This window comes from Tessaracoccus coleopterorum (genome assembly GCF_011174705.1).
Classification (GTDB): Bacteria; Actinomycetota; Actinomycetes; order Propionibacteriales; family Propionibacteriaceae; genus Arachnia; species Arachnia coleopterorum.
Genome location: NZ_JAANIJ010000001.1, coordinates 596,399 through 617,423, shown reverse-complemented (window position 1 = coordinate 617,423; position 21,025 = coordinate 596,399). Strand labels below are relative to the sequence as shown.

The 21,025-nt window shown below is 70.2% G+C and carries 25 protein-coding genes, 1 other RNA gene and 8 pseudogenes; 18 read left to right on the top strand and 16 right to left on the bottom strand.

Annotated elements, in window-relative coordinates; genetic code table 11:
• Position 1 precedes the first annotated feature (1 nt).
• Positions 2-672, top strand: a pseudogene (locus G7085_RS36195) (phosphopantothenoylcysteine decarboxylase domain-containing protein).
• Here G7085_RS36195 and G7085_RS23925 read toward each other — a convergent pair.
• From G7085_RS23925 to G7085_RS23910, 4 genes are read right to left on the bottom strand one after another with little or no spacing between them, the layout of a single operon-like run.
• On the bottom strand, positions 633-1,565 hold the full coding sequence (locus G7085_RS23925; protein ID WP_331715456.1) for a hypothetical protein: 933 nt from the start codon (positions 1,563-1,565) through the stop codon (positions 633-635). The pseudogene G7085_RS36195 and the gene G7085_RS23925 overlap by 40 nt on opposite strands.
• Positions 1,562-1,873 carry a hypothetical protein gene (locus G7085_RS23920; protein WP_231980812.1) on the bottom strand — a complete coding sequence of 104 codons (312 nt, stop codon included), beginning with the start codon at positions 1,871-1,873 and terminating at the stop codon, positions 1,562-1,564. The genes G7085_RS23925 and G7085_RS23920 overlap by 4 nt, the downstream gene beginning before the upstream one ends.
• Positions 1,870-2,364 (bottom strand): hypothetical protein, encoded by a 495-nt coding sequence (locus tag G7085_RS23915; RefSeq protein ID WP_231979199.1) that lies wholly within the window; start codon positions 2,362-2,364, stop codon positions 1,870-1,872. Before G7085_RS23915 ends, G7085_RS23920 begins: the two co-directional genes overlap by 4 nt.
• Positions 2,253-2,708 carry a GTP-binding protein gene (locus tag G7085_RS23910; RefSeq protein ID WP_231979198.1) on the bottom strand — a complete coding sequence of 152 codons (456 nt, stop codon included), beginning with the start codon at positions 2,706-2,708 and terminating at the stop codon, positions 2,253-2,255. Before G7085_RS23910 ends, G7085_RS23915 begins: the two co-directional genes overlap by 112 nt.
• 208 nt (positions 2,709-2,916) lie before the next feature.
• On the opposite strand from G7085_RS23910, the pseudogene rplM reads away from it, so the two are divergent.
• The 6 genes and pseudogenes from rplM (at position 2,917) to G7085_RS31985 (ending at position 7,642) form a co-directional block, all read left to right on the top strand.
• Positions 2,917-3,359, top strand: a pseudogene (rplM, locus tag G7085_RS03925) (50S ribosomal protein L13).
• A gap of 11 nt (positions 3,360-3,370) precedes the next feature.
• Positions 3,371-3,889: pseudogene (rpsI, locus tag G7085_RS03920) on the top strand (30S ribosomal protein S9).
• A 101-nt stretch (positions 3,890-3,990) separates the two neighbouring features.
• Positions 3,991-5,341 (top strand): annotated as a pseudogene (gene glmM / locus G7085_RS29380) (phosphoglucosamine mutase).
• Between the two features lie 63 nt (positions 5,342-5,404).
• Positions 5,405-6,145, top strand: coding sequence for a zinc ribbon domain-containing protein (locus tag G7085_RS03910; RefSeq protein ID WP_197510036.1), 741 nt, complete (start codon positions 5,405-5,407; stop codon positions 6,143-6,145).
• 7 nt (positions 6,146-6,152) lie between these two features.
• Positions 6,153-6,884: an RNB domain-containing ribonuclease gene (locus G7085_RS23890; RefSeq protein ID WP_331715455.1), complete on the top strand. Its 732-nt coding sequence runs from the start codon at positions 6,153-6,155 to the stop codon at positions 6,882-6,884.
• Positions 6,773-7,642 (top strand): hypothetical protein, encoded by an 870-nt coding sequence (locus G7085_RS31985; RefSeq protein ID WP_331715454.1) that lies wholly within the window; start codon positions 6,773-6,775, stop codon positions 7,640-7,642. Before G7085_RS23890 ends, G7085_RS31985 begins: the two co-directional genes overlap by 112 nt.
• Before the next feature lie 465 nt (positions 7,643-8,107).
• Here G7085_RS31985 and rnpB read toward each other — a convergent pair.
• An RNA gene (rnpB, locus tag G7085_RS03900) (RNase P RNA component class A) lies at positions 8,108-8,470 on the bottom strand.
• Positions 8,471-8,527: 57 nt separating this feature from the next.
• Between rnpB and G7085_RS29375 the strand changes: the two are divergent.
• The 5 genes and pseudogenes from G7085_RS29375 to G7085_RS34010 all read left to right on the top strand — a co-directional run bounded on the left by G7085_RS29375 (position 8,528) and on the right by G7085_RS34010 (position 11,864).
• Positions 8,528-9,686 (top strand): annotated as a pseudogene (locus tag G7085_RS29375) (circularly permuted type 2 ATP-grasp protein).
• Positions 9,683-9,874: pseudogene (locus G7085_RS34025) on the top strand (circularly permuted type 2 ATP-grasp protein); the annotation flags it as partial. The pseudogenes G7085_RS29375 and G7085_RS34025, both read left to right, overlap by 4 nt.
• Complete coding sequence (locus G7085_RS34020) at positions 9,792-10,307, top strand: alpha-E domain-containing protein (protein WP_197510033.1); 516 nt, start codon at positions 9,792-9,794, stop codon at positions 10,305-10,307. The pseudogene G7085_RS34025 and the gene G7085_RS34020, both read left to right, overlap by 83 nt.
• A pseudogene (locus tag G7085_RS34015) lies at positions 10,193-10,768 on the top strand (alpha-E domain-containing protein); the annotation flags it as partial. The gene G7085_RS34020 and the pseudogene G7085_RS34015, both read left to right, overlap by 115 nt.
• A gap of 523 nt (positions 10,769-11,291) precedes the next feature.
• Positions 11,292-11,864 (top strand): transglutaminase-like domain-containing protein, encoded by a 573-nt coding sequence (locus G7085_RS34010; RefSeq protein ID WP_197512721.1) that lies wholly within the window; start codon positions 11,292-11,294, stop codon positions 11,862-11,864.
• Positions 11,865-11,945: 81 nt separating this feature from the next.
• Here the strand turns inward: G7085_RS34010 and G7085_RS03865 are convergent, their stop codons facing one another.
• The 4 genes from G7085_RS03865 to G7085_RS03855 are packed head-to-tail and all read right to left on the bottom strand — an operon-like array spanning position 11,946 to position 13,191.
• Entirely contained in the window at positions 11,946-12,491 is a 546-nt protein-coding gene (locus G7085_RS03865; RefSeq protein WP_197510032.1) for a transglutaminase-like domain-containing protein, read from the bottom strand.
• Positions 12,395-12,754: a hypothetical protein gene (locus G7085_RS03860; protein ID WP_197510031.1), complete on the bottom strand. Its 360-nt coding sequence runs from the start codon at positions 12,752-12,754 to the stop codon at positions 12,395-12,397. Before G7085_RS03860 ends, G7085_RS03865 begins: the two co-directional genes overlap by 97 nt.
• A gap of 33 nt (positions 12,755-12,787) precedes the next feature.
• The gene (locus G7085_RS29370) at positions 12,788-12,916 is read right to left on the bottom strand and encodes a hypothetical protein (protein WP_269451762.1); all 129 of its coding nucleotides are present in this window, start codon (positions 12,914-12,916) and stop codon (positions 12,788-12,790) included.
• 53 nt (positions 12,917-12,969) lie between these two features.
• A complete protein-coding gene (locus G7085_RS03855; RefSeq protein ID WP_197510030.1) occupies positions 12,970-13,191 on the bottom strand; it encodes a hypothetical protein in 222 nt (73 codons plus the stop codon).
• 63 nt (positions 13,192-13,254) lie between these two features.
• On the opposite strand from G7085_RS03855, the gene G7085_RS03850 reads away from it, so the two are divergent.
• Complete coding sequence (locus tag G7085_RS03850; RefSeq protein WP_197510029.1) at positions 13,255-13,443, top strand: hypothetical protein; 189 nt, start codon at positions 13,255-13,257, stop codon at positions 13,441-13,443.
• Between the two features lie 110 nt (positions 13,444-13,553).
• On the opposite strand, the gene G7085_RS29365 is transcribed toward G7085_RS03850, so the two are convergent.
• The 4 genes from G7085_RS29365 to G7085_RS03835 form a co-directional block, all read right to left on the bottom strand.
• Positions 13,554-13,676: a hypothetical protein gene (locus G7085_RS29365; protein WP_269451761.1), complete on the bottom strand. Its 123-nt coding sequence runs from the start codon at positions 13,674-13,676 to the stop codon at positions 13,554-13,556.
• Entirely contained in the window at positions 13,673-14,218 is a 546-nt protein-coding gene (locus G7085_RS03845) for a SigE family RNA polymerase sigma factor (RefSeq protein WP_197510028.1), read from the bottom strand. The genes G7085_RS29365 and G7085_RS03845 overlap by 4 nt, the downstream gene beginning before the upstream one ends.
• A complete protein-coding gene (gene map, locus G7085_RS03840; RefSeq protein ID WP_197510027.1) occupies positions 14,215-15,075 on the bottom strand; it encodes a type I methionyl aminopeptidase in 861 nt (286 codons plus the stop codon). The genes G7085_RS03845 and map overlap by 4 nt, the downstream gene beginning before the upstream one ends.
• A gap of 99 nt (positions 15,076-15,174) precedes the next feature.
• The gene (locus tag G7085_RS03835) at positions 15,175-16,017 is read right to left on the bottom strand and encodes a DUF2510 domain-containing protein (protein ID WP_197510026.1); all 843 of its coding nucleotides are present in this window, start codon (positions 16,015-16,017) and stop codon (positions 15,175-15,177) included.
• Positions 16,018-16,133: 116 nt separating this feature from the next.
• Here G7085_RS03835 and G7085_RS03830 point away from each other — a divergent pair.
• Positions 16,134-17,424: pseudogene (locus G7085_RS03830) on the top strand (glutamine synthetase family protein).
• Here the strand turns inward: G7085_RS03830 and G7085_RS03825 are convergent.
• Complete coding sequence (locus G7085_RS03825) at positions 17,417-18,391, bottom strand: LacI family DNA-binding transcriptional regulator (protein WP_197510025.1); 975 nt, start codon at positions 18,389-18,391, stop codon at positions 17,417-17,419. The pseudogene G7085_RS03830 and the gene G7085_RS03825 sit on opposite strands and share 8 nt — an antisense overlap.
• Before the next feature lie 152 nt (positions 18,392-18,543).
• Between G7085_RS03825 and G7085_RS23875 the strand changes: the two genes are divergently transcribed.
• Genes G7085_RS23875 through G7085_RS03810 form a run of 4 tightly spaced genes read left to right on the top strand, consistent with a single transcriptional unit; the run spans position 18,544 to position 20,550 of the window.
• On the top strand, positions 18,544-19,101 hold the full coding sequence (locus tag G7085_RS23875) for a Gfo/Idh/MocA family oxidoreductase (RefSeq protein ID WP_231979196.1): 558 nt from the start codon (positions 18,544-18,546) through the stop codon (positions 19,099-19,101).
• A complete protein-coding gene (locus tag G7085_RS23870) occupies positions 18,993-19,544 on the top strand; it encodes a Gfo/Idh/MocA family oxidoreductase (protein WP_231979944.1) in 552 nt (183 codons plus the stop codon). The genes G7085_RS23875 and G7085_RS23870 overlap by 109 nt, the downstream gene beginning before the upstream one ends.
• A gap of 11 nt (positions 19,545-19,555) precedes the next feature.
• Positions 19,556-20,374: a sugar phosphate isomerase/epimerase family protein gene (locus tag G7085_RS03815; RefSeq protein WP_231979195.1), complete on the top strand. Its 819-nt coding sequence runs from the start codon at positions 19,556-19,558 to the stop codon at positions 20,372-20,374.
• Between the two features lie 32 nt (positions 20,375-20,406).
• Complete coding sequence (locus tag G7085_RS03810; protein WP_197510024.1) at positions 20,407-20,550, top strand: hypothetical protein; 144 nt, start codon at positions 20,407-20,409, stop codon at positions 20,548-20,550.
• Here the strand turns inward: G7085_RS03810 and G7085_RS31980 are convergent.
• Positions 20,501-20,755, bottom strand: a complete 255-nt coding sequence (locus G7085_RS31980; protein WP_331715918.1) for a hypothetical protein — start codon at positions 20,753-20,755, stop codon at positions 20,501-20,503. The genes G7085_RS03810 and G7085_RS31980 overlap by 50 nt on opposite strands.
• Complete coding sequence (locus tag G7085_RS29360) at positions 20,641-20,997, bottom strand: hypothetical protein (RefSeq protein WP_269451760.1); 357 nt, start codon at positions 20,995-20,997, stop codon at positions 20,641-20,643. Before G7085_RS29360 ends, G7085_RS31980 begins: the two co-directional genes overlap by 115 nt.
• Positions 20,998-21,025 lie beyond the last annotated feature (28 nt).

Sequence of the window (21,025 nt, the reverse complement as noted above, 5' to 3'; positions counted from 1 at the left end):
CGTGTCGGCAGGCGGGACCAGGGAACCGATCGATCCGGTGCGCTACCTCGGCAACCGCTCGAGCGGGAAGCAGGGCGTCGCCATCGCCGCTGCCGCCGCCGCGCGCGGGCCCGCGTGCTTCTGGCGGCGTCGAATGTCGAGGCCGCCGTGCTGGCGGCCGCGGGCGGCGCCGTCGAGGTGACACCCGCCGCCACCGCGGCGGACCTCGCCGCGGTCATGGGCCGGTTCGCGGCCGAAGCGGACGTGGTTGTGATGGCGGCCGCCGTCGCCGACTTCCGCCCCGCCGTCATGGCCGACGGCAAGCTGACGAAGGAGGACGGTGGCATCGCCTCGATCGCGCTCGTGGAGAACCCCGACATCCTGAAGGGCCTCGTCGAACAGGGACGCGAGGGCCAGACCATCGTCGGGTTTGCCGCTGAGACGGGGCAGGGGGAGGAGCTCCTCGAACGGGGTCGTCGCAAGCGTCGTCGCAAGGGCTCCGACCTGCTCGCCGTCAACGAGGTCGGCTGGCACAAGGGATTCGAGGCAGACGACAACCACCTCGTCGTGATCGACCGATCCGACGAGGTGGTTGCCGACGCTGCGGGGTCGAAGCGCGTCGTGGCGGACGCGCTACTCGACGCCGTCCTGGCCTACCGGGCCGGCCAGAGTTCCTCGGGCATCAGCTCGTAGCCGCTGAACTCGCGGCTGAACGACCCGGTGCCCTGCGCGAGCCCGCGCAGATCGATCGGGTAGCTGACCAGCTCGATCTGCGGCACGAGGGCCTCGACGGTCGCGTGACCGACACCGTCGAGGTCGCTCCCCTGGACCTGGGCCCGGCGGGAGCCGAGGTCGGTCAGGACGGCGCCCAGGTAGGAGTCCGCGATGCGCACCTTCACGCGGTCGACAGGCTCCAGGACCCCGACGCTGCCCTTCTCGGCGGCGTCACGCAGGGCCAGCTGCCCGGAGACCTGGAAGGCCATGTCGGAGGAGTCGACGGAGTGGGACTTGCCGTCGTACAGCGTGACGCGGATGTCGACGGTGGGACGCCGAAGCGGGTGCCGTGCGCCATCTGCTGGGTGAGGCCCTTCTCGACAGAGGCGATGTAGGCGCGGGCACGGCCCCGCCCACCACCTTGTCGACGAACTCGAAGCCGGCCCGCGCCCCAGCGGCGTCACCTCGACGTTGCACACCGCGTACTGGCCGTGGCCGCCCGACTGCTTGACGTTGCGGCCGAGGCCCTTGACCGGCGTGAGGAAGGTCTCCCGGAGCGGGACCCGCACGTCCTCCTCTACGACCTTGAGCGACAACTTGTCGCGCAGGTGCGACAAGATGAGGTCCTTCTGCGCCTGACCCATCACCCACAGCACCTGCTGCTCGGTCTCGGCGTTGCGCTCGAGGCGGATCGTGGCATCCTCCACCGAGAGCCTGTGGAGCGCCGCCGTCAGCTTGTCCGAGTCGGCCCGGGTCGGGGCGGTGAGCGCCACCGGCAGCAGCGGGGTGGGCAGTTCCCAGGGCTCGACCAGCGCGGGACGATCGAGGGCAGAGAGCGTGTCGCCGGTCTCGGCCCGGGTGAGGCGCGTCACCAGGACGATCTCGCCCGCGATGGCGTCGCGCAGCGTGACGAACTCCAGCCCGGCCGGCGCCGAGATCGGTCCGACCCGCTCTTCGTCGTCGTGGTCCGGGTGCAACGGATCGGGTTCGGCGCCGAACAGCTCGCGGTGCCCTGAGACGTGGATGACGTCGTCGGGCGGATCCGGCCGGCGAAGATGCGCACAAGCGCCGTCTTACCCGCGTAGCTGTCGGATGTGGTGCGGATCACCTGGGCGACCAGAGGCGCGTCGGGGTCGCACATGACCTGCGGCAGGGTGGCGCCGCCAGGGGTGGTGGTCATCGGAACGGGGTGCAGGGACGGGGAGGGAAGCCCTTCTCGATCCAGCGCAGCAGTTCCTCGGTGCCCTTGTCGCTCGTGGTGTGCGCGGGCAGCACGGGGAAGAAGCGGGCGCCGGTGACGGCCCGCAGCAGGGCGGAATGGGCCTCGTCGACGGCGATCTCCTCGCCCTCGAGGTAGCGCTCCATGAGGTCGTCGTCCTGGACCTCCGTGATGATCGCCTCGAGGAGCGGCGCGCGCTTCTCCTCGATGAGGGCCATCTCCTCGGACGTCGCGTCGCGGGCGACGCGGGTGCCGCTGGAGTAGACGTGTGCCCGCTTGTTGAGCAGGGAGAGGTTGCCGATGTTGGCGCCGTCGTCCACCAGCGGGATCAGGGCGGGGATCACACCCTCGCCGAACGTGGCGACACATGCGGCGACCATGTCGTCGAAGGTGGCGCGGCCCTGGTCGAGCTTCGTGATGGCGATGATGCGGGCATCGACACCTGTCCGCATTCCTCCCAGAGTGCGACGGTGGTGGGGTCGATGTCGTCGCCGGCCGCGATCACAAAGATCGCCGCGTCCGCCGCGCGGAGGCCCGCGCGGAGCTCGCCGACGAAGTCGGGATGCCCCGGCGCATCCAGGAGATTGATCTGCACGTCGATGGCCGGGATCGACGCAAGGGTCAGGGACGCCCCGCGATCCGGGGTGTCTTTCTCCCCGCGGTAGCCCTCGATGCGGGCTCGGAGGAGGTGTTCAAACAGCGTGGTTTTGCCCGAGCCGCTGGCGCCGATGAGTACGACGTTGCGTACATCATCCGGCGACGTCACGGCAATCTGGGAACTCGTCTTTGAGGCCATGCTTCAGCGTAGTGCTCCGACTTTGCGCCCCGCGGCCACCCTCCGATAATCTGTCTGGGCTACCGCGGTCTCCGTCGATTTTGCGCAGAGCCGTATGCCGAACTAAGCTAGGTAGCTGTTGCGCGCAGGGTGGCCTGTGCGACCTCCCGGTCGACGCCTCCGGCGCATCGCACACTGTTTTGTATTGAATGGAAGTTGGTCTGCCTCCGTGTCTACGTACACCCCGAAGCCAGGCGAAATCGCCCGGAACTGGCATGTGATCGACGCCGAGGACATCGTCCTCGGGCGTCTCGCCGTGGCCGCTGCGACCCTGCTGCGGGGCAAGCACAAGGCCACCTACGCCCCCACATCGACGGCGGCGACTTCGTCGTCATCGTCAACGCCTCCAAGATTGCCGTCACCGGCAACAAGAGCACCAAGTCGATGCGTTACTCGCACTCGGGTCGCCCGGGTGGTCTGAAGGCCATCTCCATCGGTGAGCTGCTGGAGAAGGATCCTCGCAAGGCCGTCGAGCGCGCCGTGTGGGGCATGCTGCCGAAGAACAAGCTGAGCCGTCAGCTGATCGGCAAGCTCAAGGTCTACGCCGGCCCTGAGCACCCGCACGCTGCGCAGAAGCCGCAGCCCTACGAGATCACCCAGATCGCCCAGTGAGTGAGAACCAGATGACTGAGAACGTCGAAGAGACCGTCGCAGAAGAGATCACCCCTTCGTCGACGACCAGGACCGCGAGATCGCCTACCGCTCCGACTCCAACCCGGCCGCTGCGGCCGGCGCGGACGTCCGGCCCGCCGTCGTGGCCCCGGCTACGGCACGGGTCGCCGCAAGGAGGCCGTCGCCCGCGTCCGCATCGTCCCGGGCTCCGGTTCGTGGAAGATCAACGGCCGCACCCTCGAGGACTACTTCCCGAACAAGGTGCACCAGCAGCACGTGAGCGATCCCTTCGCGGTCGCCGGTGTCGCCGGGTCCTACGACGTGATCGCCCGCATCGACGGTGGCGGCGTGACCGGCCAGGCCGGTGCGCTTCGCCTCGGCGTCGCCCGCGCCCTCAACGAGGTTGACGCCGACGCTTCGCGCGCCGCCCTCAAGAAGGCCGGCATGCTGACCCGTGACGCCCGCATCATCGAGCGTAAGAAGGCCGGTCTCAAGAAGGCCCGCAAGGCCCGCAGTACAGCAAGCGCTGATCCTCGGCCGAGGCGCCCATCCGTTCGCGGATGGGCGCTTTTGCCATTTCCGGGGATGTGGCCGCTCAGTCGGGGCGAGCGATTCGGCTATGGTTGCGTGCGTGGCTCGACTATTTGGTACCGACGGCGTCCGTGGCGTCGCGAATGAAGAACTGACCGCCGAACTGGCGCTGAACCTCTCGGTTGCGGCGGCGCACATCCTCGGGAGGCGGGCGCGTTCAACGGACACCGGCCCGTGGCCGTGGTCGGGCGGGATCCGCGGGCGAGCGGCGAGTTCCTGGAGGCCGCCGTCGTCGCAGGCCTCGCGTCGGCAGGCGTCGACGTGATCCGACTCGGGGTCGTTCCCACTCCCGCGGTCGCCTACCTCGTCAACGACCTGGCGACCGACCTCGGCGTGATGATTTCCGCGTCCCACAACCCGATGCCGGACAACGGCATCAAGTTCTTCTCCAAGGGCGGCGTCAAGCTGGACGACTACCTGGAGGACGCCATCGAGGCCCGGATGGGCGAGACGTGGCACCGTCCCACCGGCAGCGCGGTCGGGCGGGTGCGCAGCGACTACACCGCCGTCTCACGGTACGTGGACCACCTCGTCGGCTCGCTCGGTGAGGGCGCGACGCTCGAGGGACTCAAGGTCGTCGTCGACTGCGCACACGGCGCGGCCTACGACACCGCTCTGGCGGCGTTCCGGGCGCTCGGCGCAGAGATCATCGCGATCCACGCCGAGCCCGACGGCTGGAACATCAACGACGACGCCGGATCGACCCACATGGGTGCGGTCCAGGCGCGCGTGGTGCAGGAGGGGCCGACCTCGGTGTCGCGCTCGACGGCGACGCCGACCGCTGCCTCGCCGTCGACGCCGAGGGGCACCTCGTCGACGGCGACAAGATCCTCGCGATCCTGGCGATCGCCATGAAGGAGGACCACCGGCTGCACTCCGACACGTTGGTCGCCACCGTGATGAGCAACCTGGGCCTCACCAACGCGATGCGCGAACACGGCATCCGGGTTGATCAGACGAAGGTCGGTGACCGGTACGTTCTCGAGTCGATGAATGCCAACGGCTTCGCGCTCGGCGGCGAGCAGTCGGGGCACGTCATCATCTCCGAGTTCGCCAACACCGGCGACGGCACGCTGACCGCCCTGCACCTGGCCGCCCGGATGCTCTCCACGGGGCGATCCCTGAAGGACCTCGCCTCCGTCATGACGGTGCTGCCGCAGGTCGTGATCAACGTGCGCGGCGTCGACAAGCTGCGGGCGGGCATCGACAACGAGGTGCAGTCGGCCGTCACCGCCGCGGCCCGGGAACTCGGCAACGGGGGACGCGTCCTGCTCCGTCCATCGGGCACGGAGCCGGTCGTCAGGGTCATGGTCGAGGCACCCACGCTGGAGAAGGCGCAGGAACTCGCCGAGTCGCTCGCTGCCCGGGTGAAGGACCGTCTCGCGCTCTGATGCGGTGAGGGCGCCGCGCGCTAGTAGGGTGGTCCCCACGTCAACTGGATAAAGGATTGCTGAATGCTCGCCGAACCCGCAGTTCAACACACACTGCTCACCCTCGCCGACCTCGATTCCGAGATCGCCCGGGTGCAGCACGCGGCCCGCACCTTGCCCCAGCACAAGGCGATCGCGGCTCTGATGGAGGCCCGGCAGGGCGTCACCGACGAGCTGATCGCATCCAACATCGAGGTCGACGACCTGACCGTTGCGGTGGATAAGGCAGAATCCGACCTGGCCCCGGTCAAGGCGCGGCTCGAGCGCGACCAGCAGCGGGTCGACGACGGCTCCATCAGCGACCCGAAGGTGCTGCGCTCGCTGAGCGACGAGGTTGCGCACCTCACCCGTCGGATCGGCGAGCTGGAGGATGCCCAGCTCGAGGTGATGGGCCAGCTCGAGGAGGCCACGTCGCACCGCGACAGGATCGCCACGCAGAAGGCCGAGGTGGAGACGCGGCTGCGTGACGAGGTCGCGGCCCGTGACGTCGCCGTCGAGAAGCTGCGCAGGGAGTCGGCCGACCTCGTGACGACCCGCGGCCCGATCGCCGCAGGCCTGCCGTCCGACCTGGTGAGGCTGTACGAGAAGATGCGGGCCTCGTCCGGGCTCGGCGCGGCCCCGCTGAAGGCGGGCCGCTGCGGGGGCTGCCAGCTGCAGCTCACGCCGTCAGACCTGGACACCTACCGCCGCGCGCCGGCCAACCAGGTGCTGCGCTGCGTCGAGTGCGACCGGATCCTGGTGCGGACCCCGGAGTCGGGTCTCTGACATGTCCGTGGCACACATCGGGATGGACGACGTGCCGACGCAGCTCCGCGAGGGGCTGGGCCAGCTGCAGGAACGGCTCGATCTGCCCAAGGCATTCCCCGCCGATGTGCTGGCCGACGCGCAGAAAGCGGCGTCGCTCCCGGCGCCGGGCCACACCGACCGGACGGACATCGAGTTCGTCACGATCGACCCCGCCGCCTCCACCGACCTCGATCAGGCGATGCAGATCGAACGCGACGGGGACGGTTACCTTGTGCGGTACGCGATCTCCGACGTCGGCCACTTCGTGCGGACGGGCACCGCGCTGGAGGCCGAGACCCACCGTCGCGGCCAGACGAAATACGCACCCGGCGCGCGGATCCCGCTGCACCCAGAGGTGCTGAGCGAGGGCGCCGCCTCCCTGCTCGCCGACGGGACACCCCGCCCGGCCATGCTGTGGGAGCTGCGCCTCGACGCCGAGGGCGAGCTGGCCGACGTGTCGCTCACGCGGGCGATGGTGCTGAGCCGGGCGAAGCTCAGCTACGCGGGTGCCCAGGACGACCTCACCAAAGGGACGGCGCACCCCAGCATCGCATTGCTGCCCGAGGTGGGGCGGCTGCGCGAGCGGCTGGAGATCGCGCGGGAGGCGTGTCGCTCAACCTGCCCGACCAGGAGATCGTCGAACGTGACGGCACCTGGGAGCTGGCGTTCAGGTCGCTCGACCCGGTGGAGGCCTGGAACGCGCAGATCTCGCTGCTGACGGGCTTCGCCGCCGCCCGCACGATGCTGGATGGGCGGGTCGGGATCCTGCGCACGCTGCCGCCGGCCGAGAAGTGGTCGATCGACAAGCTGCGTCGCTCCGTGCGGGCGCTGGGAGTCGAGTGGCCGAAGGCGATGAGCTACCCGGACTTCGTGCGGTCGCTCTCCCCGGAGGTGCCCGCCCAGCTCGCTGCGCTGACGAAGTGCACCATGCTTTTCCGGGGCGCCGGCTATGTGGCTTTTGACCACGAGTTGCCCGAGGGAAACCTCGAGCATGCCGCGCTCGCCGCGCCGTACGCGCATGCCACGGCGCCGCTGCGGCGCCTGGTGGATCGCTACGTGCTTGAGATCTGCCACAGCCTGCTCAACAGCCTGCCGGTGCCGGACTGGGCCGTTGCCGGCCTTTCTGTGCTGCCGGAGGAGATGGCGGAGTCGAGTCGTTCCGCGAACGCCTACGAGCGCGGCGTCGTCGACCTGGCAGAGGCACTGGTGCTGTCGACGCGGGTGGGTGAGGTGTTCGACGGCGTGATCACGGACGTCAACCCGAAGAACGGGGCGGGTACGGTCCAGATCGCCGACCCGGCCGTTGAGTTGAGGGTCGAGGCGGGGCCGAGGACGTCGGCACGGAGGTCCGGGTCAGGATCGACGCCGTCGATCTGGTTGAGGGCAGGGCCGAGGTCTCGCGGGCCGACTGACCGGTCTGAGGCGGGCCGCCGGGTGCCCCGAGGTGTGCGCTGGTGCCGAGCCGATCGGGAGTAGTGGGTCGAACGGGTGTCGGCCGCTGAACCACCGAACCCAACCGGAAAAATCGGCCAGTAGCCCATTCTGGTCGGTCCGGCCGAAAGAATCGGCAACTGACCCCGTCATTCCCGCTCTCCGCCACAGGGTGTGCCCTGTTGCGTCCGTCCGGCTGCTGCTCCAGGGGCGGTGACTTGATCTCTCCGGCGGTGCCCGACCGGAATGGGTTACTGGCCGACCATGACCGGGCGCCGCGTCGGAGTGACGGGTAGGTACGCCGGTGCGCCTGGGTCTGCCTGGACGGTGGCCGTTACTTTCAGCGTGACCGACCAGAATGGGCTACTGGCCGATTTTTCCGGGGTGCGATGGGGCCGGGCGTCGGGTCGGTGGCCGATACTTCCAGCGTGACCGACCAGAATGGGCCACTGGCCGATTTTTCCAGGGGTCCCGGGGGGGCGGAGAGCAGGGAGCCGGCGCCGGGAGTGGGGGACGAGACGGCCGGTAAGCCGGATTCTGTCGACGGATGATCATCTATCTGAGGCCCACCGTTGCCGATGGGCTCATGCAACCTACCCGAACGCCTCGCGCGAGCAGCGCTCAAGCGGCGTCCGCGGCCGACCCTAGGGTCGGCCTTCTTGGTCTTGCTCCGAGTGGGGTTTACCTAGCCACCCAGTCACCTGGGGTGCTGGTGGTCTCTTACACCACCGTTTCACCCTTACCTGTCGCCAGGCGGTCTGTTTTCTGTGGCACTGTCCCGCGGGTTGCCCGGGTGGGCGTTACCCACCACCCTGCTCTGTGGAGTCCGGACTTTCCTCAGCTGTTTCCAGCCGCGATCATCTGGCCGTCTCGTCCGCCCACGATTCTAGCCCGGTCTGCGCCCCACGTCGAAGCGCTAGGGTTGTCCGCGTGACAGCCGAGGCCACCGCCACCGACGAACTGGCCGCCTACCGCGCCAGGGTCAGCGGCTGGGACGAGCTCACCGCACGGACCGGGCTCCGGGAGGACAACGCGGTGCTCGGCGAGGCCATCGGCTCGCTCGGCCTGGAAGGCCTGACGGCGGCGCGGCGCGAACTCGCGTCCCTGGTCCGCGACGAGGGCATCCTCTACGGCGAGTCCGGCCGCAACTGGATCATCGACCCCCTTCCGCTCGTCATCGGCGCCGCCGAATGGGAGCGACTCGAGGCTGGTCTCGGGCAGCGCGCCCGGCTCCTCTCCCTGATCCTCGCCGACGTCTACGGCGAGCAGCGGCTCCTCTCCTCGGGCGCCATCCCACCCGAGATCATCTGGGGCACACCGGCTTCCTGCAACGGGCCTGCGGTGTGCGGCAGGACGACTGGCTTCCGCTGGTCGCCACCGACCTGGGCCGCGACGCCACCGGCCGGTGGACGGTGCTCAGCGACCGCACAGCCACCCCGGCGGGCGCCGGCTACGCGATGGCCAACCGGCGGCTCACCTCCCGCGTCATGGGCGACCTGCACCACGACGCCCGTCCCGCGCGGCTCCGCTCGTACTTCGCCGCGATGCGCGCGGCCATGCAGCGGTTGGCGCCGCGGGCCGGCCACACGCCACGCGGGGTGCTGCTCCGCGCTGGCGCGACCGACCCCACCGCCTACGAACAGGGCTTCATCGCCACGCTGCTCGGCTACTCGCTCGTCCAGGCCGAGGACCTGGTGCTGCGTGACGGCCAGGTGTGGATCAACTCGCCCGACGGCCGCGAACTGGTCGACGTCATCCTCCGACGGGTCGCCTCCGAGCTCTCCGACCCGCTCGAGTTCCGCAGCGACTCCGAGGTGGGCCTCGCCGGGCTGCTCGAGGCCACGCGGCTCGGCAATGTGGTGTGCGTCAACCCGCTCGGCTCCGGTGTCCTCGAGAACCCGGCCCTGATGGCCCTCCTGCCGACCATCGCCCGCCAGCTGCTGGGGAGGACCTGATCCTGCCGTCGGCCGCCACCTGGTGGTGCGGTGACGGTGAGGGCCTGAGCCATGCCCTCACCCATCTGGAGCGGCTCCTCATCAAGCGCATCGACCGGTCGGGAGGCGACACCACGATCCCGGCTGGGAGCTGACTTCGGAGCAGCGGGCCGGGCTCGCCGGCCGGATCACGGCGCAGCCCTGGGCGTGGTGCGTGCAGGAGGCTGTGGAGCTGTCCACCGCACCCATGGTCACCGACCGTGGCCTGGTGCCGCGTCGCACGGTGCTGCGCACGTTCGGGGTGCGGGTCGACACGGGTCACGAGTTCCTCCCCGGCGGACTCGCCCGCGTGGCGACGGGCGACGGGTTCGCCATCAGCCACGCGCAGCGCCCCTCTCCAAGGACGTCTGGGTCCTCGACCCGAGGACTCGGCCGAGGCCTGGCAGCCGGGCCTCGACGGGGGTGCCCTCACGCTGGCGCGTCCCGCCACGGTCGCCCCGCGCGTCGCGGACAACCTCGTGTGGCTCGGCCGGTACTCGGAGCGGGCCGAGGACACCGTCCGGCTCCTGCGCCGCTGCCTCGATCTGGCCTCCGACTACGGCCGCAGGCCTGGCACGCGTGGCGCGCAGGTGCTCGCCGCCGTGGCCTCGCGGGGGAGCGGATCACCGGCCTCACCCTCGGCAGCGCCGACCCGGCGCAGGCGCAGGCGGCGATCCGGGCCGCGGTCGCCGACCCGGAGCTCACCGGTTCCGTCGCGCACAGCATCCGGATGCTGACGGCGGCCGCGCACGAGGTGCCCGACATCATGTCCGACGACATCTGGCACGTCCTCAGCCGGTTCGAGGACCTCGTCGACGACGCCACCCGCCGCCGCGACCTGGCGGGCGTCCTCGACGCGCTCGTCGTGAGTTGCCTCGCCATGGCGGGCATCAACGCGGAGAGCCTCACCCGCGATGCGACCTGGGCGTTCATCGACATCGGGGTGCGCACCGAGCGCGCCCAGCGCACCCTCGGACTCGTCGAGAAGACCTTCGGCCAGGAGCGTGCCGCGATCGTCGAGACGCAACTGGCCGACGCGGTCGCCGAGATCGGCGAGTCGCTCATCACCCAGCGCCGCCGCGCGGCGTCCGGCTCGACGGCGCGGCAGCCGGCCATGGCGGTCACCCACCTGCTCGTCCTCGACGCCACCAACCCGCGCTCGGTCGCGTTCCAGCTCGACCGCCTCGCCGAAGACCTCCGCATCATCGGCGACGAGGCGCTCGCGCTGCGCGTCGCCGACCTCGCGGGCGGGGTCGCTGGGCTCGACCTTCCCGTGCTGTTCGACGAGGGCCGCCCTCGCTGGCTGCGGAGCTCGGACGGCTCCGGCGCGGGCTGCGTGACATCGCCGACGAGCTCGGCCGCACGCATCTCGCGCGCGCGGGCAGACGCCGCGCGGTCGTCACCGGCTGGACGGGAACGAGTCGTGAAGCAGCACCCCGGGAACCTCGAACCGCGCCGCTACTTCGTGCGGCACCGCACCACCTACGACTACCCGGAGGCGGTGACCCGCTGCCATGAGCGGGGTTCCTCACCCCGAGGCCGACCCCGGGCCAGCGGGTCGTGGCACACGCCGTGGGCATCACGCCCTCGCCGCTGCTGCACACCGAGCACGCCGACCGGTTCGGCAACGTCAGCCACTACTTCGAGATCCACTACCCCACACCCACTTCGAGGTGGTCAAGGAGTCCGTCGTCGACGTGGCCTGGCCCGGATCGACACCGATGGGCTCGACCGGTGGAGCCTCGGGAGCGCCCAGCGCGCCATCAGCGACAACCCGGCCATGCGGATGGACCGCGCCATGTTCGGCCTGCCCAGCAGGCACGTGGGTGCCGCGTCCGGCCTCGGCGACTACACCGCCACGATCCTGGCCCCGACCTCGGGTTCGGCCAGGCGCTGGCGGAGCTCACGCGGGCATCCGGCGCGACTTCGCCTACCGGCCCGGAGCGACCTCGGTGCGCACCACGGTCGACGAGTTGCTCGGGCTGCGGGCCGGGGTCTGCCAGGACTTCGCGCACCTGGCCATCGCGGTGCTCCGCAGCCTGGGGGTGCCCGCCCGCTACGTTTCCGGCTACATCGAGACGGTGCCGCCGCCCGGCAAGGAGAAGCTGGAGGGTTCCGACGCGTCGCACGCCTGGGTCTCCGCGCTCGCGCCCGACGGCACCTGGATCGACATCGACCCCACCAACGGCCAGTTCGCCGACTCCCGCTACCTCGTCACCGCCTGGGGTAGGGACTTCGGCGACGTGAGCCCGCTGCGGGGCATCGTCGAGACGGAGGGGCCGGCGCGAAGCTGAGCGTCGGGGTCGACGTCGTGCCGATGTCCGACGACGCTCTACCGCCTGTGAGCCGGCTCGAGCTGGTCTGGGACGACCAGTTCAGGTGAGCTGGACGGCGCTGAGGCGGTCGTCTTCGGGGAGCTCGCCCTCCAGCCGGGCATCCACCCGCATCCCGGTGAGGCGGGTCCGGCCGGCCAGGGTCGTCATGAATGCTGTGTCGGAGGCGTCGCGGCCGGTGCAGATGCGCACCATGGCTTCGCGGGATGCGAGGCCGGTCGCGTCCAGCAGCAGCCACCTGCCGTCGACGTACACCTCGGCGACGGCGTGGAAGTCCATCGGTCTCAGGCCGGGCGCGTACACCGAGACGAACCGTGCGGGCATGTTCCTCCCGCGCAGGAACGCGACCACCAGATGCGCGAAGTCGCGGCAGACGCCCGAACGGGTCAGGTACGTGTCCAGCGCCCCGTCGATGCCGCGGCTGAACCCGGGGAGATAACCGATCTTCGTGTGGACCCAGTCGGTGACCGCGGCAACCAGATCCATGCCGGTCAACCCGGCGAAGTGGGTGCCTGCGAGGTGGGCGAGCCGGTCTGAGTCGCAGTAGCGCGACGGGCGGGTGTAGAGGATCTCGTCGAAACCGCCCATGGTCGGCTCGGGGGCCGGGAAGGCCACGACGGCGGAGTAGTCGACGTGCAGGGTCCCGACGGGCGTCTCCCGGATCCGGTGGAGGCGGCTCCCGAGGGTGCCACCACCTCTTCCGCCTCGAGGGTGAGGTCGCCCACGGTGAAGGTGAGCGACTCCTCGACGTCGGGGTAGTCGGCGCTGACGGCCACCGAGAAGATGAGGTCTGCGGGCCGGGCGACCTCGACCTGGAGGTGGCTGGAGACGTGGCGGGTGGCGTGGAGCACCGGCACACACTAACGCATGCCGACAGGGCGGGTTCAGCGGCCGAGGATGAGGCCGAGCCAGCCGCTCAACTGGGCCATCGCCCATGGGTCCGCCGCGATGTCCCCGGCGTACTCACCGCTCATTCCGGCCAGCGCGACCGTCGATCCCGAGCGGGCGAGCACGTCGATGCCCGCGTCGGTGGCGTTGTTCCAGGTCGCTCCCTCGTCCGAGGAGATCAGGGTGTGGGCGCCCCAGGCGAACGCCTCCTCCCGGGCGCGTCGATCCGGGTGAACGTCGGAACCGACCGGTATGAGAGGGGCGGCTCGGACGCCTCCGTCGGCCCGTCGTCGCGGCACGCCGTGGCCGCGTCACGCACCTGGTCCATGAACCGGATCGCGTCGGCCTCTGAGCCGAACACCAGCATCGCCTGCCGCTCGACGCTGGTGGGTGCCCGCATGTGCAGGTTGCGCCCGCCACCACCGTGCGGAGCGCGGGGATGGTGAGCGACCGGTCGCGGCACATGAGCGCGTGCCCCGGGTCGGGAGCGATCTCCACCTCGTCGGTGGGCTGCACGGCGTCAAGGGGGAGGGTGAGCGTCGAGGTGTCGCCGAAGTTCCCGGGCAGCAGAGTGTCGCTCGTCCAGAAGGCCGGGCTCCCGGTCTGGTTGCTGGTCGGGGTCGGCCCGGGGGACATGCTCGGGTGGGGGTGATGCTCGTGGTCGGCGTCCCGGTCGGATCGGCGGGGACGGCGTCACGCGTCGGGAGCGTGCCGATCGCGATGCCGATCCCCCGACCGCGAGCAGCGAGACGGCGAGCAGCATCACCCTCGTGCGGCGGCGCCGGATGGAGCGACCCTCCCGGATGGCGGAGGCGGCCAGGTCGCGGTCGGGTGGGGAACGTGGACGCGGGAGAGTTCGTCGCGCAGCTCGGACTCGTCGATCATCGGGTGCTCCTTGTGGTGTACGACGCGGCCTCGGCCCGGGAACGGAGGCGGGCGAGCGCCCTGGAGGCGGTGGACTTCACGGTGCCGACGGAGCAACCGAGGGTCTCCGCCACGTCGGCCTCCGTGAGGTCGTGGTAGTAGCGCAGCACGATGATGGCGCGTTCCCGTGCGCTGAGGGTGCCCAGTTGAGCGAGGATGAAGGACCGGTCGTCGCTCGCCTCGAAGTCGCGGGTGGACCGCTCGTCGGGGCGGCCGGCGAACTCACCAGGGAACGACTCGTAGCGGCGCCTGCGCCACCGGTCGGTGGCCAGGTTGACCATGATCCGGCGCACATAGGCCGACGCGGTCGACGGGTCGATGCGGCGCCACGCCAGCCACGCCTTCACGAGCGTGTCCTGCACGAGGTCGTCCGCCCCGCAAGCTCCTCCGGTGAGGAGGTGGGCGGTGCGGCGCAGTTGCGCGCCGTGCGTCGCGACGAACTCAGTGAACCCGTGCTCGAGGCGCTCGCCGACGGACGCCTCATCCGGTTCGTTGCCCTTCATACCCCTCCCATACGCACTGGCGGTCCCCGGGGTTGAGCGGAATCAGGGGCGGTGAGGATCTCCGCGCCGTCGGGTCGCACCACGATGGTCTGCTCGAACTGCGCGCAGCGCGACCCGTCGGCCGTCACGACGGTCCAGTCGTCGTCCCACAGGTCGGTCTCATGCGTGCCGAGGGTCAGCATGGGCTCGATGGTGAACGTCATGCCCGTCTGGATGGTCGTGTCGAGGCGCGGCTCGTCGTAGTGCAGGATCACAAGCCCGGAGTGGAAGGCCGTGTGCACGCCGTGGCCCGTGTAGTCGCGCACGACGCCGTACCCGAAGCGCCTGGCGTACGACTCGATCACGCGGCCGATCACGGAGATCGGGCGCCCCGGCCGCACGGCGCGGATGGCGCGGTCCATCGCCTCCTTCGTGCGCTCGGCGAGCAACCGTGCATCCTCATCGACGTCGCCGCAGAAGAAGGTGGCGCAGTTGTCGCCGTGCACGCCGTCCTTGAACGCGGTGCAGTCGATCTTGACGAGGTCGCCGTCCTCGAGGGGCCGGAGGTCGGGGATGCCGTGGCAGACCACCTCGTTGACGGAGGTGCAGATCGACTTCGGGTAGCCGCGGTAGCCGAGGGTGGACGGGTAGGCGCCGTTGTCGAGCATGTACTCGTGGGCGATCCGGTCGAGTTCGTCGGTGGTGACGCCGGGGGCGATGGCCTTCGCGGCCTCCATCATCGCGTTGTGCCCGATCCGGCCCGCCTCCCGCATCAGGGCGATCACCTCGTCGCTCTGGACATCGGAGCCGGTGTAGCGCTTCGGGCCGCTGCGGCCGACGTACTCGGGGCGTGCGATGGAACGGGGGACGTCCCGCATGGGGTGACGGTGTGGGCGGTAACGGGGTTCACGGGCCCAAGTCTAGTGTCGCGACGCGGTGGCGACGCGGTGACGCCGGCTCACCCCAGGCAGGAAGGATCATCCCTCCCAGCGCAGCGACTCCAGCATCTTCTTCGTCTCGGCCTGGTTGTCCTGCTTGTCGATGGTGGCGCAGGTGACGTAGACGGCGATCCTGTCCTTTTTTCCGGTGGGCACGAGCACCAGATCGACGGTGTCACCCTCGATGCCCTGGTAGCGCTGGTTCGACACGTAGATGTTCGACGTGAGCCGCCAGCCGATGCGGCCGTCGACATTGAAGTCCTCGCTGCGCAGCAGGTCGCGTCGCTCGAAGCCGTCGAACATGCCGGAGGACGCCATGCATGACATGAACTCCTCGGCCGCCTGCGGAAGCGACGAGGAGAACCCGTCGGAGACCAGAATGTAGCCGAGGTTGACGTTGCTGATCCAACCGGTCGCGATGGGGCGGAGCATCGAGTTGTCCTCGTGCATCCACGAGATCCAGGCGGGGGACTCGACCCACTCGCCGCGCGGCGCCTCGATCGACAGGCCGCCGCCGTGCAGCCGCCCGCCCTTCACCTCGCTGCGAGGCGTGGTGTCGGTGTGGGGGCAGATGATGGACTGGCCGAATCCCGTCTCGACGGGGGTCGGGGACGGTGTCTCGCTCGGCTTCCGCTCGTTCCACTGCTCCCCGGTGGGGCGGGCACTGCGGGTGTCCTCCCGCACGGAGGCGAACGGGCTGGCGTTGTTGGGCCACAGCACCATGGCCACGACGATGCTCGCCACCACCACCAGCGCGATGCCGAGCCACAGCCATGCCCCGGAGGACCGCTTCGGGGCGACCGGCTCCAGCCAACGCTGACCGTCCCAGTAGCGCCGCCCGTCGGGCGCCGTGGGATCCGCGTACCAACCCGGCTGAGCCATGCGCGCAAGTCTAGGCGACCTGCGGTGCGGCTCCGCGACGCGTGTTCACGCGTCTGTAACATCCGGCGGGCAGACTTGGCGCCATGGATAGGCAGACTGAGTTCGTCCTACGCTCCATGGAGGAGCGCGGGATCCGATTCGTGCGGCTCTGGTTCACCGATGTGCTGGGCTCCCTGAAGTCGGTCGCGATCGCCCCTGCCGAGGTTGAGGGCGCCATCGCCGAGGGCGTCGGCTTCGACGGCTCCGCGATCGAGGGGTTCGCCCGCGTCTACGAGTCGGACATGGTCGCGCACCCCGACCCGTCGACCTACCAGGTGCTTCCCTGGCGCCAGTCGGGTCGCTCCACCGCCCGCATGTTCTGCGACATCCACCTGCCTGACGGGTCGCCCAGCTACGCCGATCCCCGCTTCGTGCTCAAGCGCGCGATGCAGAAGGCGAGCGACATGGGGTTCACCTACTACATCCATCCCGAGATCGAGTTCTTCCTGCTGCGTAGCCTGCTGCCGCCGGAGCCCTCGACGAGGGCGGCTACTTCGACCACACCACGCTCGGAGACGGCACCGACTTCCGGCGCGACGCCATCACGATGCTGGAACAGATGGGCATCTCGGTCGAGTTCAGCCACCACGAGGCCGCGCCCGGGCAGCACGAGATCGACCTGCGTTACGCCGACGCCCTCACCATGGCCGACAACGTGATGACGTTCCGGGTCGTCGTGCGCGAGGTCGCCGTCAGCCAGGGCATCAACGCCACCTTCATGCCCAAGCCGTTCACCGACTTCGCCGGAAGCGGGATGCACACGCACATGTCGCTGTTCGAGGGCGACACCAACGCCTTCTACGACGCGAGCGACCCGTACAACCTGTCGAAGACGGCGAAGCACTTCGTCGCTGGCCTGCTGCGACACGCACCGGAGATCACGGCCGTCACCAATCAGTGGGTCAACTCCTACAAGCGCCTGGTCAGCGGCTCCGAGGCCCGCAGTTCGCGTGCTGGGGCCGTGCCGACCGGTCAGCACTCGTCCGGATCCCGCAGTTCACGCCCGGCAAGACGAGCTCGGCGCGCATCGAGTACCGTGCCGTCGATTCGGCCGTCAACCCCTACCTCGCGTACGCGGTGCTGCTCAACGCGGGCCTCAAGGGCGTCGAGGAGGAGTACCCGCTCCCCGAGGAGTCGGAGCAGGAGGCATGGCGGCTCAGCGCCCGGGAGCGCAAGGCGCTCGGCGTCCGCGAGTTGCCGCACAACCTCGACGAGGCCGTCCACCTGATGGAGGAGTCGGAGCTGGTGGCCGAGACCCTCGGCGAACACGTCTACGACTACTTCCTGCGCAACAAGCGCGAGGAGTTCGCGGCCTACCGCCGCCAGGTCACCCCGTGGGAGCTGGAGCGCCACATCCGGATCATGTGACCGGGCCGGTTGTGTCGCGCACCACGAGCGCGGTGGGCACGATGTGCCCGCCCGGGTGCACCGGTTCGCCGCGCATCCGGGCCAATGCCCGTTCGGTGGCGAGCCGCGACAGCGCGGCGATGTCCTGCCTGACGGTGGTGATCCTCCGGTAGGAGATCCGCGAGATGTCGGAGTCGTCGAACCCCACGAGCGACACGTCCCCGGGGATCGCGATCCCTGCCCGCACCAGCACGTCCTGGATGCCCGCCGCGCAGGCGTCGTTGAACGCGATCACGGCATCGGGCAACTCGTCGCGCGCAAGAAGGCTGAGAGCGGCGGCGGCCCCCGCCTCCTCATTGGCCCCCGAGGCGATGATGTCGATCAGGGGTGCCAGGTCGTGGCGGGTCATGGCGTCGACGTAGCCGGCGCATCGCTCGGGGTTGCCGCTGCTGCCCGGTGCCTCGCAGAAGGCGATCCTGCGGTGGCCGAGGGTGACCAGGTACTCGACGGCCATCGACAACCCGACGTGGTCGTCCGAGGCGACAAACTCGAGGTCGGGGGAGCGGAGGGTTCGTGCCACCGCGATGACGGGCGCGCGCGACGAGATCACCCGGAGGCGTTCCTCGTCCAGTCGGGCGCCGAGGGTGATGAGCGCCCCGCAGCGGTCGGCCACCAGCGAGGTCAGCGCCGTGTCCTCGTCGTGCAGGTCCGTGACGGCCGACAGCACGACGGGGTGCCCGGTTCCCTGGGCGGCCGCGTAGATGCCGTCGATCAGCGCGGTGTGGAAGCGCTCCGGCTGGAACGCGACCCCGATCGCCTGCCTGCCCTGTTGCCGGAGGGCACGGGCGCGGGCATCCGGGACGTAGCCGAGCCGCCGGGCCGTCTCCGTGACGTGGGCGCGGGTGTCATCGCTCGCCCCCGGCACGCCACGCATGACGATGGACACCAGGGCGCGGGAGACGCCGGCCGCCTCCGCGACATCCTGCATGGTCGGGGCCCTGCCGGGCCGGCCACCGGCTGGTTCCTCGTTGATCACGCTGCTCAGGCTAGCAGGTTGACACCCTCGATTAGCACGATCTAGTGTTTGAGCTAGAACCATCTAGTTGGACGGGGTAGTCCGACGGAAAGTAGCGCCTTTTCATGAATGAGAACCCAACGCGCATCGGCCTGGTCGGAACCGGCAGGATCGGACGCAACCACGCAGCCATCATCGCTGAACACATCCCGGGAGCACGGCTCGTCGCGGTGGCCGACCCGGTGCTGGACGCCGCGTCGGACCTTGCCGCACGGTTTGCCGGGGTGCGGGCCGTCTCGTCCATGGACGAGCTGCTTGAGGCCGACCTGGACGCGGTCGTGGTCACGGCCCCGTCGGTCCTGCACTCGGCCCTGATCACGCAGGCCGCCGCGTCGGGCAGGGCGGTCTTCTGTGAGAAGCCCGCAGGGATGGATCTCGTCGAGCTCGACGGCGCCATCGCCGCCGCAGAGGAGGCGGGGTGGTCCTCCAGATCGGGTTCAACCGCCGGTTCGCCCCCGGCTTCGCCGCGGCCCGGGCCGCGATCGACCGCGGCGCGGTCGGGTCGGTCCAGCTCCTGCGCTCGAACACCCGCGACCCGAGGCTGGCCGATCCGACCGGGATCCCGTCGGGCACGATCTTCACCCAGACCCTCATCCACGACTTCGACACGCTCAACTGGCTGAACCCGGGCGCTGCACCGGTCAGCGTGTACGCGCAGGCGGGCGCCCTGGTGCGCCCGGACTTCGCCGATGCGGGGCTGCTCGACACCGCGCTGGTCACGATCCGGTACTCCAACGGGGCCATGGCCATGGCCGACGCCTCCTTCCAGGCCGTCTACGGCTACGACGTGCGCGCCGAGGTGTTCGGCTCCGGCGGTCTGGTCACCGCCGGCCACCAGAGCGTCGACGACTCCGTGCTGTACGGCCCGGCGGGCATCGCCATCGACACCGCCCGCTCGGACACCGATCTCCTGTGGCCGTCCTACCGCGACGAACTCGCGGCCTTCGCCGCGGCGGTCCGCGGCGGCGCCCGGACCGGGGCCACCGGCGCCGATGCCCGCTCCGCGCTGCAGGTGGCGCTCGCCGCCATCGAGTCCCATGCCACCAACCGCCCCGTCGAAATCTGAGGAGAGCTCCCATGACCACATCCCCCTTCGTGCTGGCCGCCAGCGCCGAGACCCTGTTCACCGACAAGCCGGTGCCCGAACGGCTCCGCGCCCTCGGGGCCCGCGGGCTCGAGGCCGAGATCTGGAACTGGCGCAACCACGACCTCCACGAGCTCGCCGCCGTCGGGGTACCCATCACCTCCATGACCGGATACGTGGAGGGCGAACTGGTCGATCCCGACGGCGCACGCCGGCTGCTCGACACCGCCCGCGAGTCGATCGAGGCGTCGCGGATCATCGACTGCCCGCGTCTCAACCTGCACGGCACCGGGCTCGACGGCCGGGGCTGCCCGTGCGTCCGGTCCAGGTCGTCACCGGGGCTGACTGGCTCGCCGCGGCGCGGACCCTCGAGTCACTCGCCCGACTCGGGAGGAGGCGGGCCGGGTGTTCACCCTCGAGAACCTGAACCTGCCGGTCGACCACCCGGCACACCGTTCGCCCTCGCGCGCGACACCCTCGCCCTGGTGCGCGCCGTCGACCACCCCAACCTGCGCCTCAACCTCGACCTCTACCACGCGCAGATCGGGAGGGGAACCTCATCGAGCTGTGCCGGGAGGCGCTGCCGTGGGTCGGTGAGATCCAGGTGGCCGACGTCCCCGGCCGCTGTGAGCCGGGCACCGGCGAGATCAACTACCGCGCCGTCGCCATCGCGCTGGCCCGGATGGGCTACCGCGGCCCCTCGGTCTCGAGGCTTTCGCGTCGGAGACCTCCGAGCTTGCCCTCGACCGGTTCATCACGACCTTCACCGACCTGTGACGGGTCAGAAGAGCCCACTCTCAACCCTCAAGTAGACACGCAGTTGCGGGAGGGCAAGATCGCGGGCGTGGTCGCACAGAATCCGGTCGAGATCGGGCGGAGGACGGTCGAGATCCTGGTCAACGCACACAAGGGCGAGGATCCCGGCGCGAAGACGATCGTCACCGAGTCCCTGTGGGTGACCCGGACAACATCGACGACGAGGAGATGAAGGCGGCACTGGGCCTGGAGTGAGGGTCAGGCCAGCGGGAAGACGCGGGCGACCTCGTGGGCGTGCACTCCGCTCGCGCGGACGTCCGCGTCATCCCATGCCACCCGGCCCACGACCAGGTCGATGAACGTCCCGGGGCCACCTCGACGACGTTGGGTGGTGTGCCGCGGGTGTGCCGCGGCCCGGACCCGAAGCCGATCTGCACCGCCGCGAACGGCGGCACCCGCACCTCGATGCTCGCCCCGGATGCAGCTCGCCCAGCCTGCCGCAGGCCGCCCGGCAGACGGCCGCGGTCAGCTCCCTGCCGAGCGGGGCGTCGCCGTCGGCGGCGGCGCGCAGCAGCAGCGCGGTGAGATCGGGGCGGCGCCGATCGAGTTCCGCGGCGAGGTCGGCGGCCGCCACCCGCGACCTGAGCGCGTCGACGACCTTTGCGGTTGGCTTGAACATCGTGACCCACTCTAACCGGACCGATAAT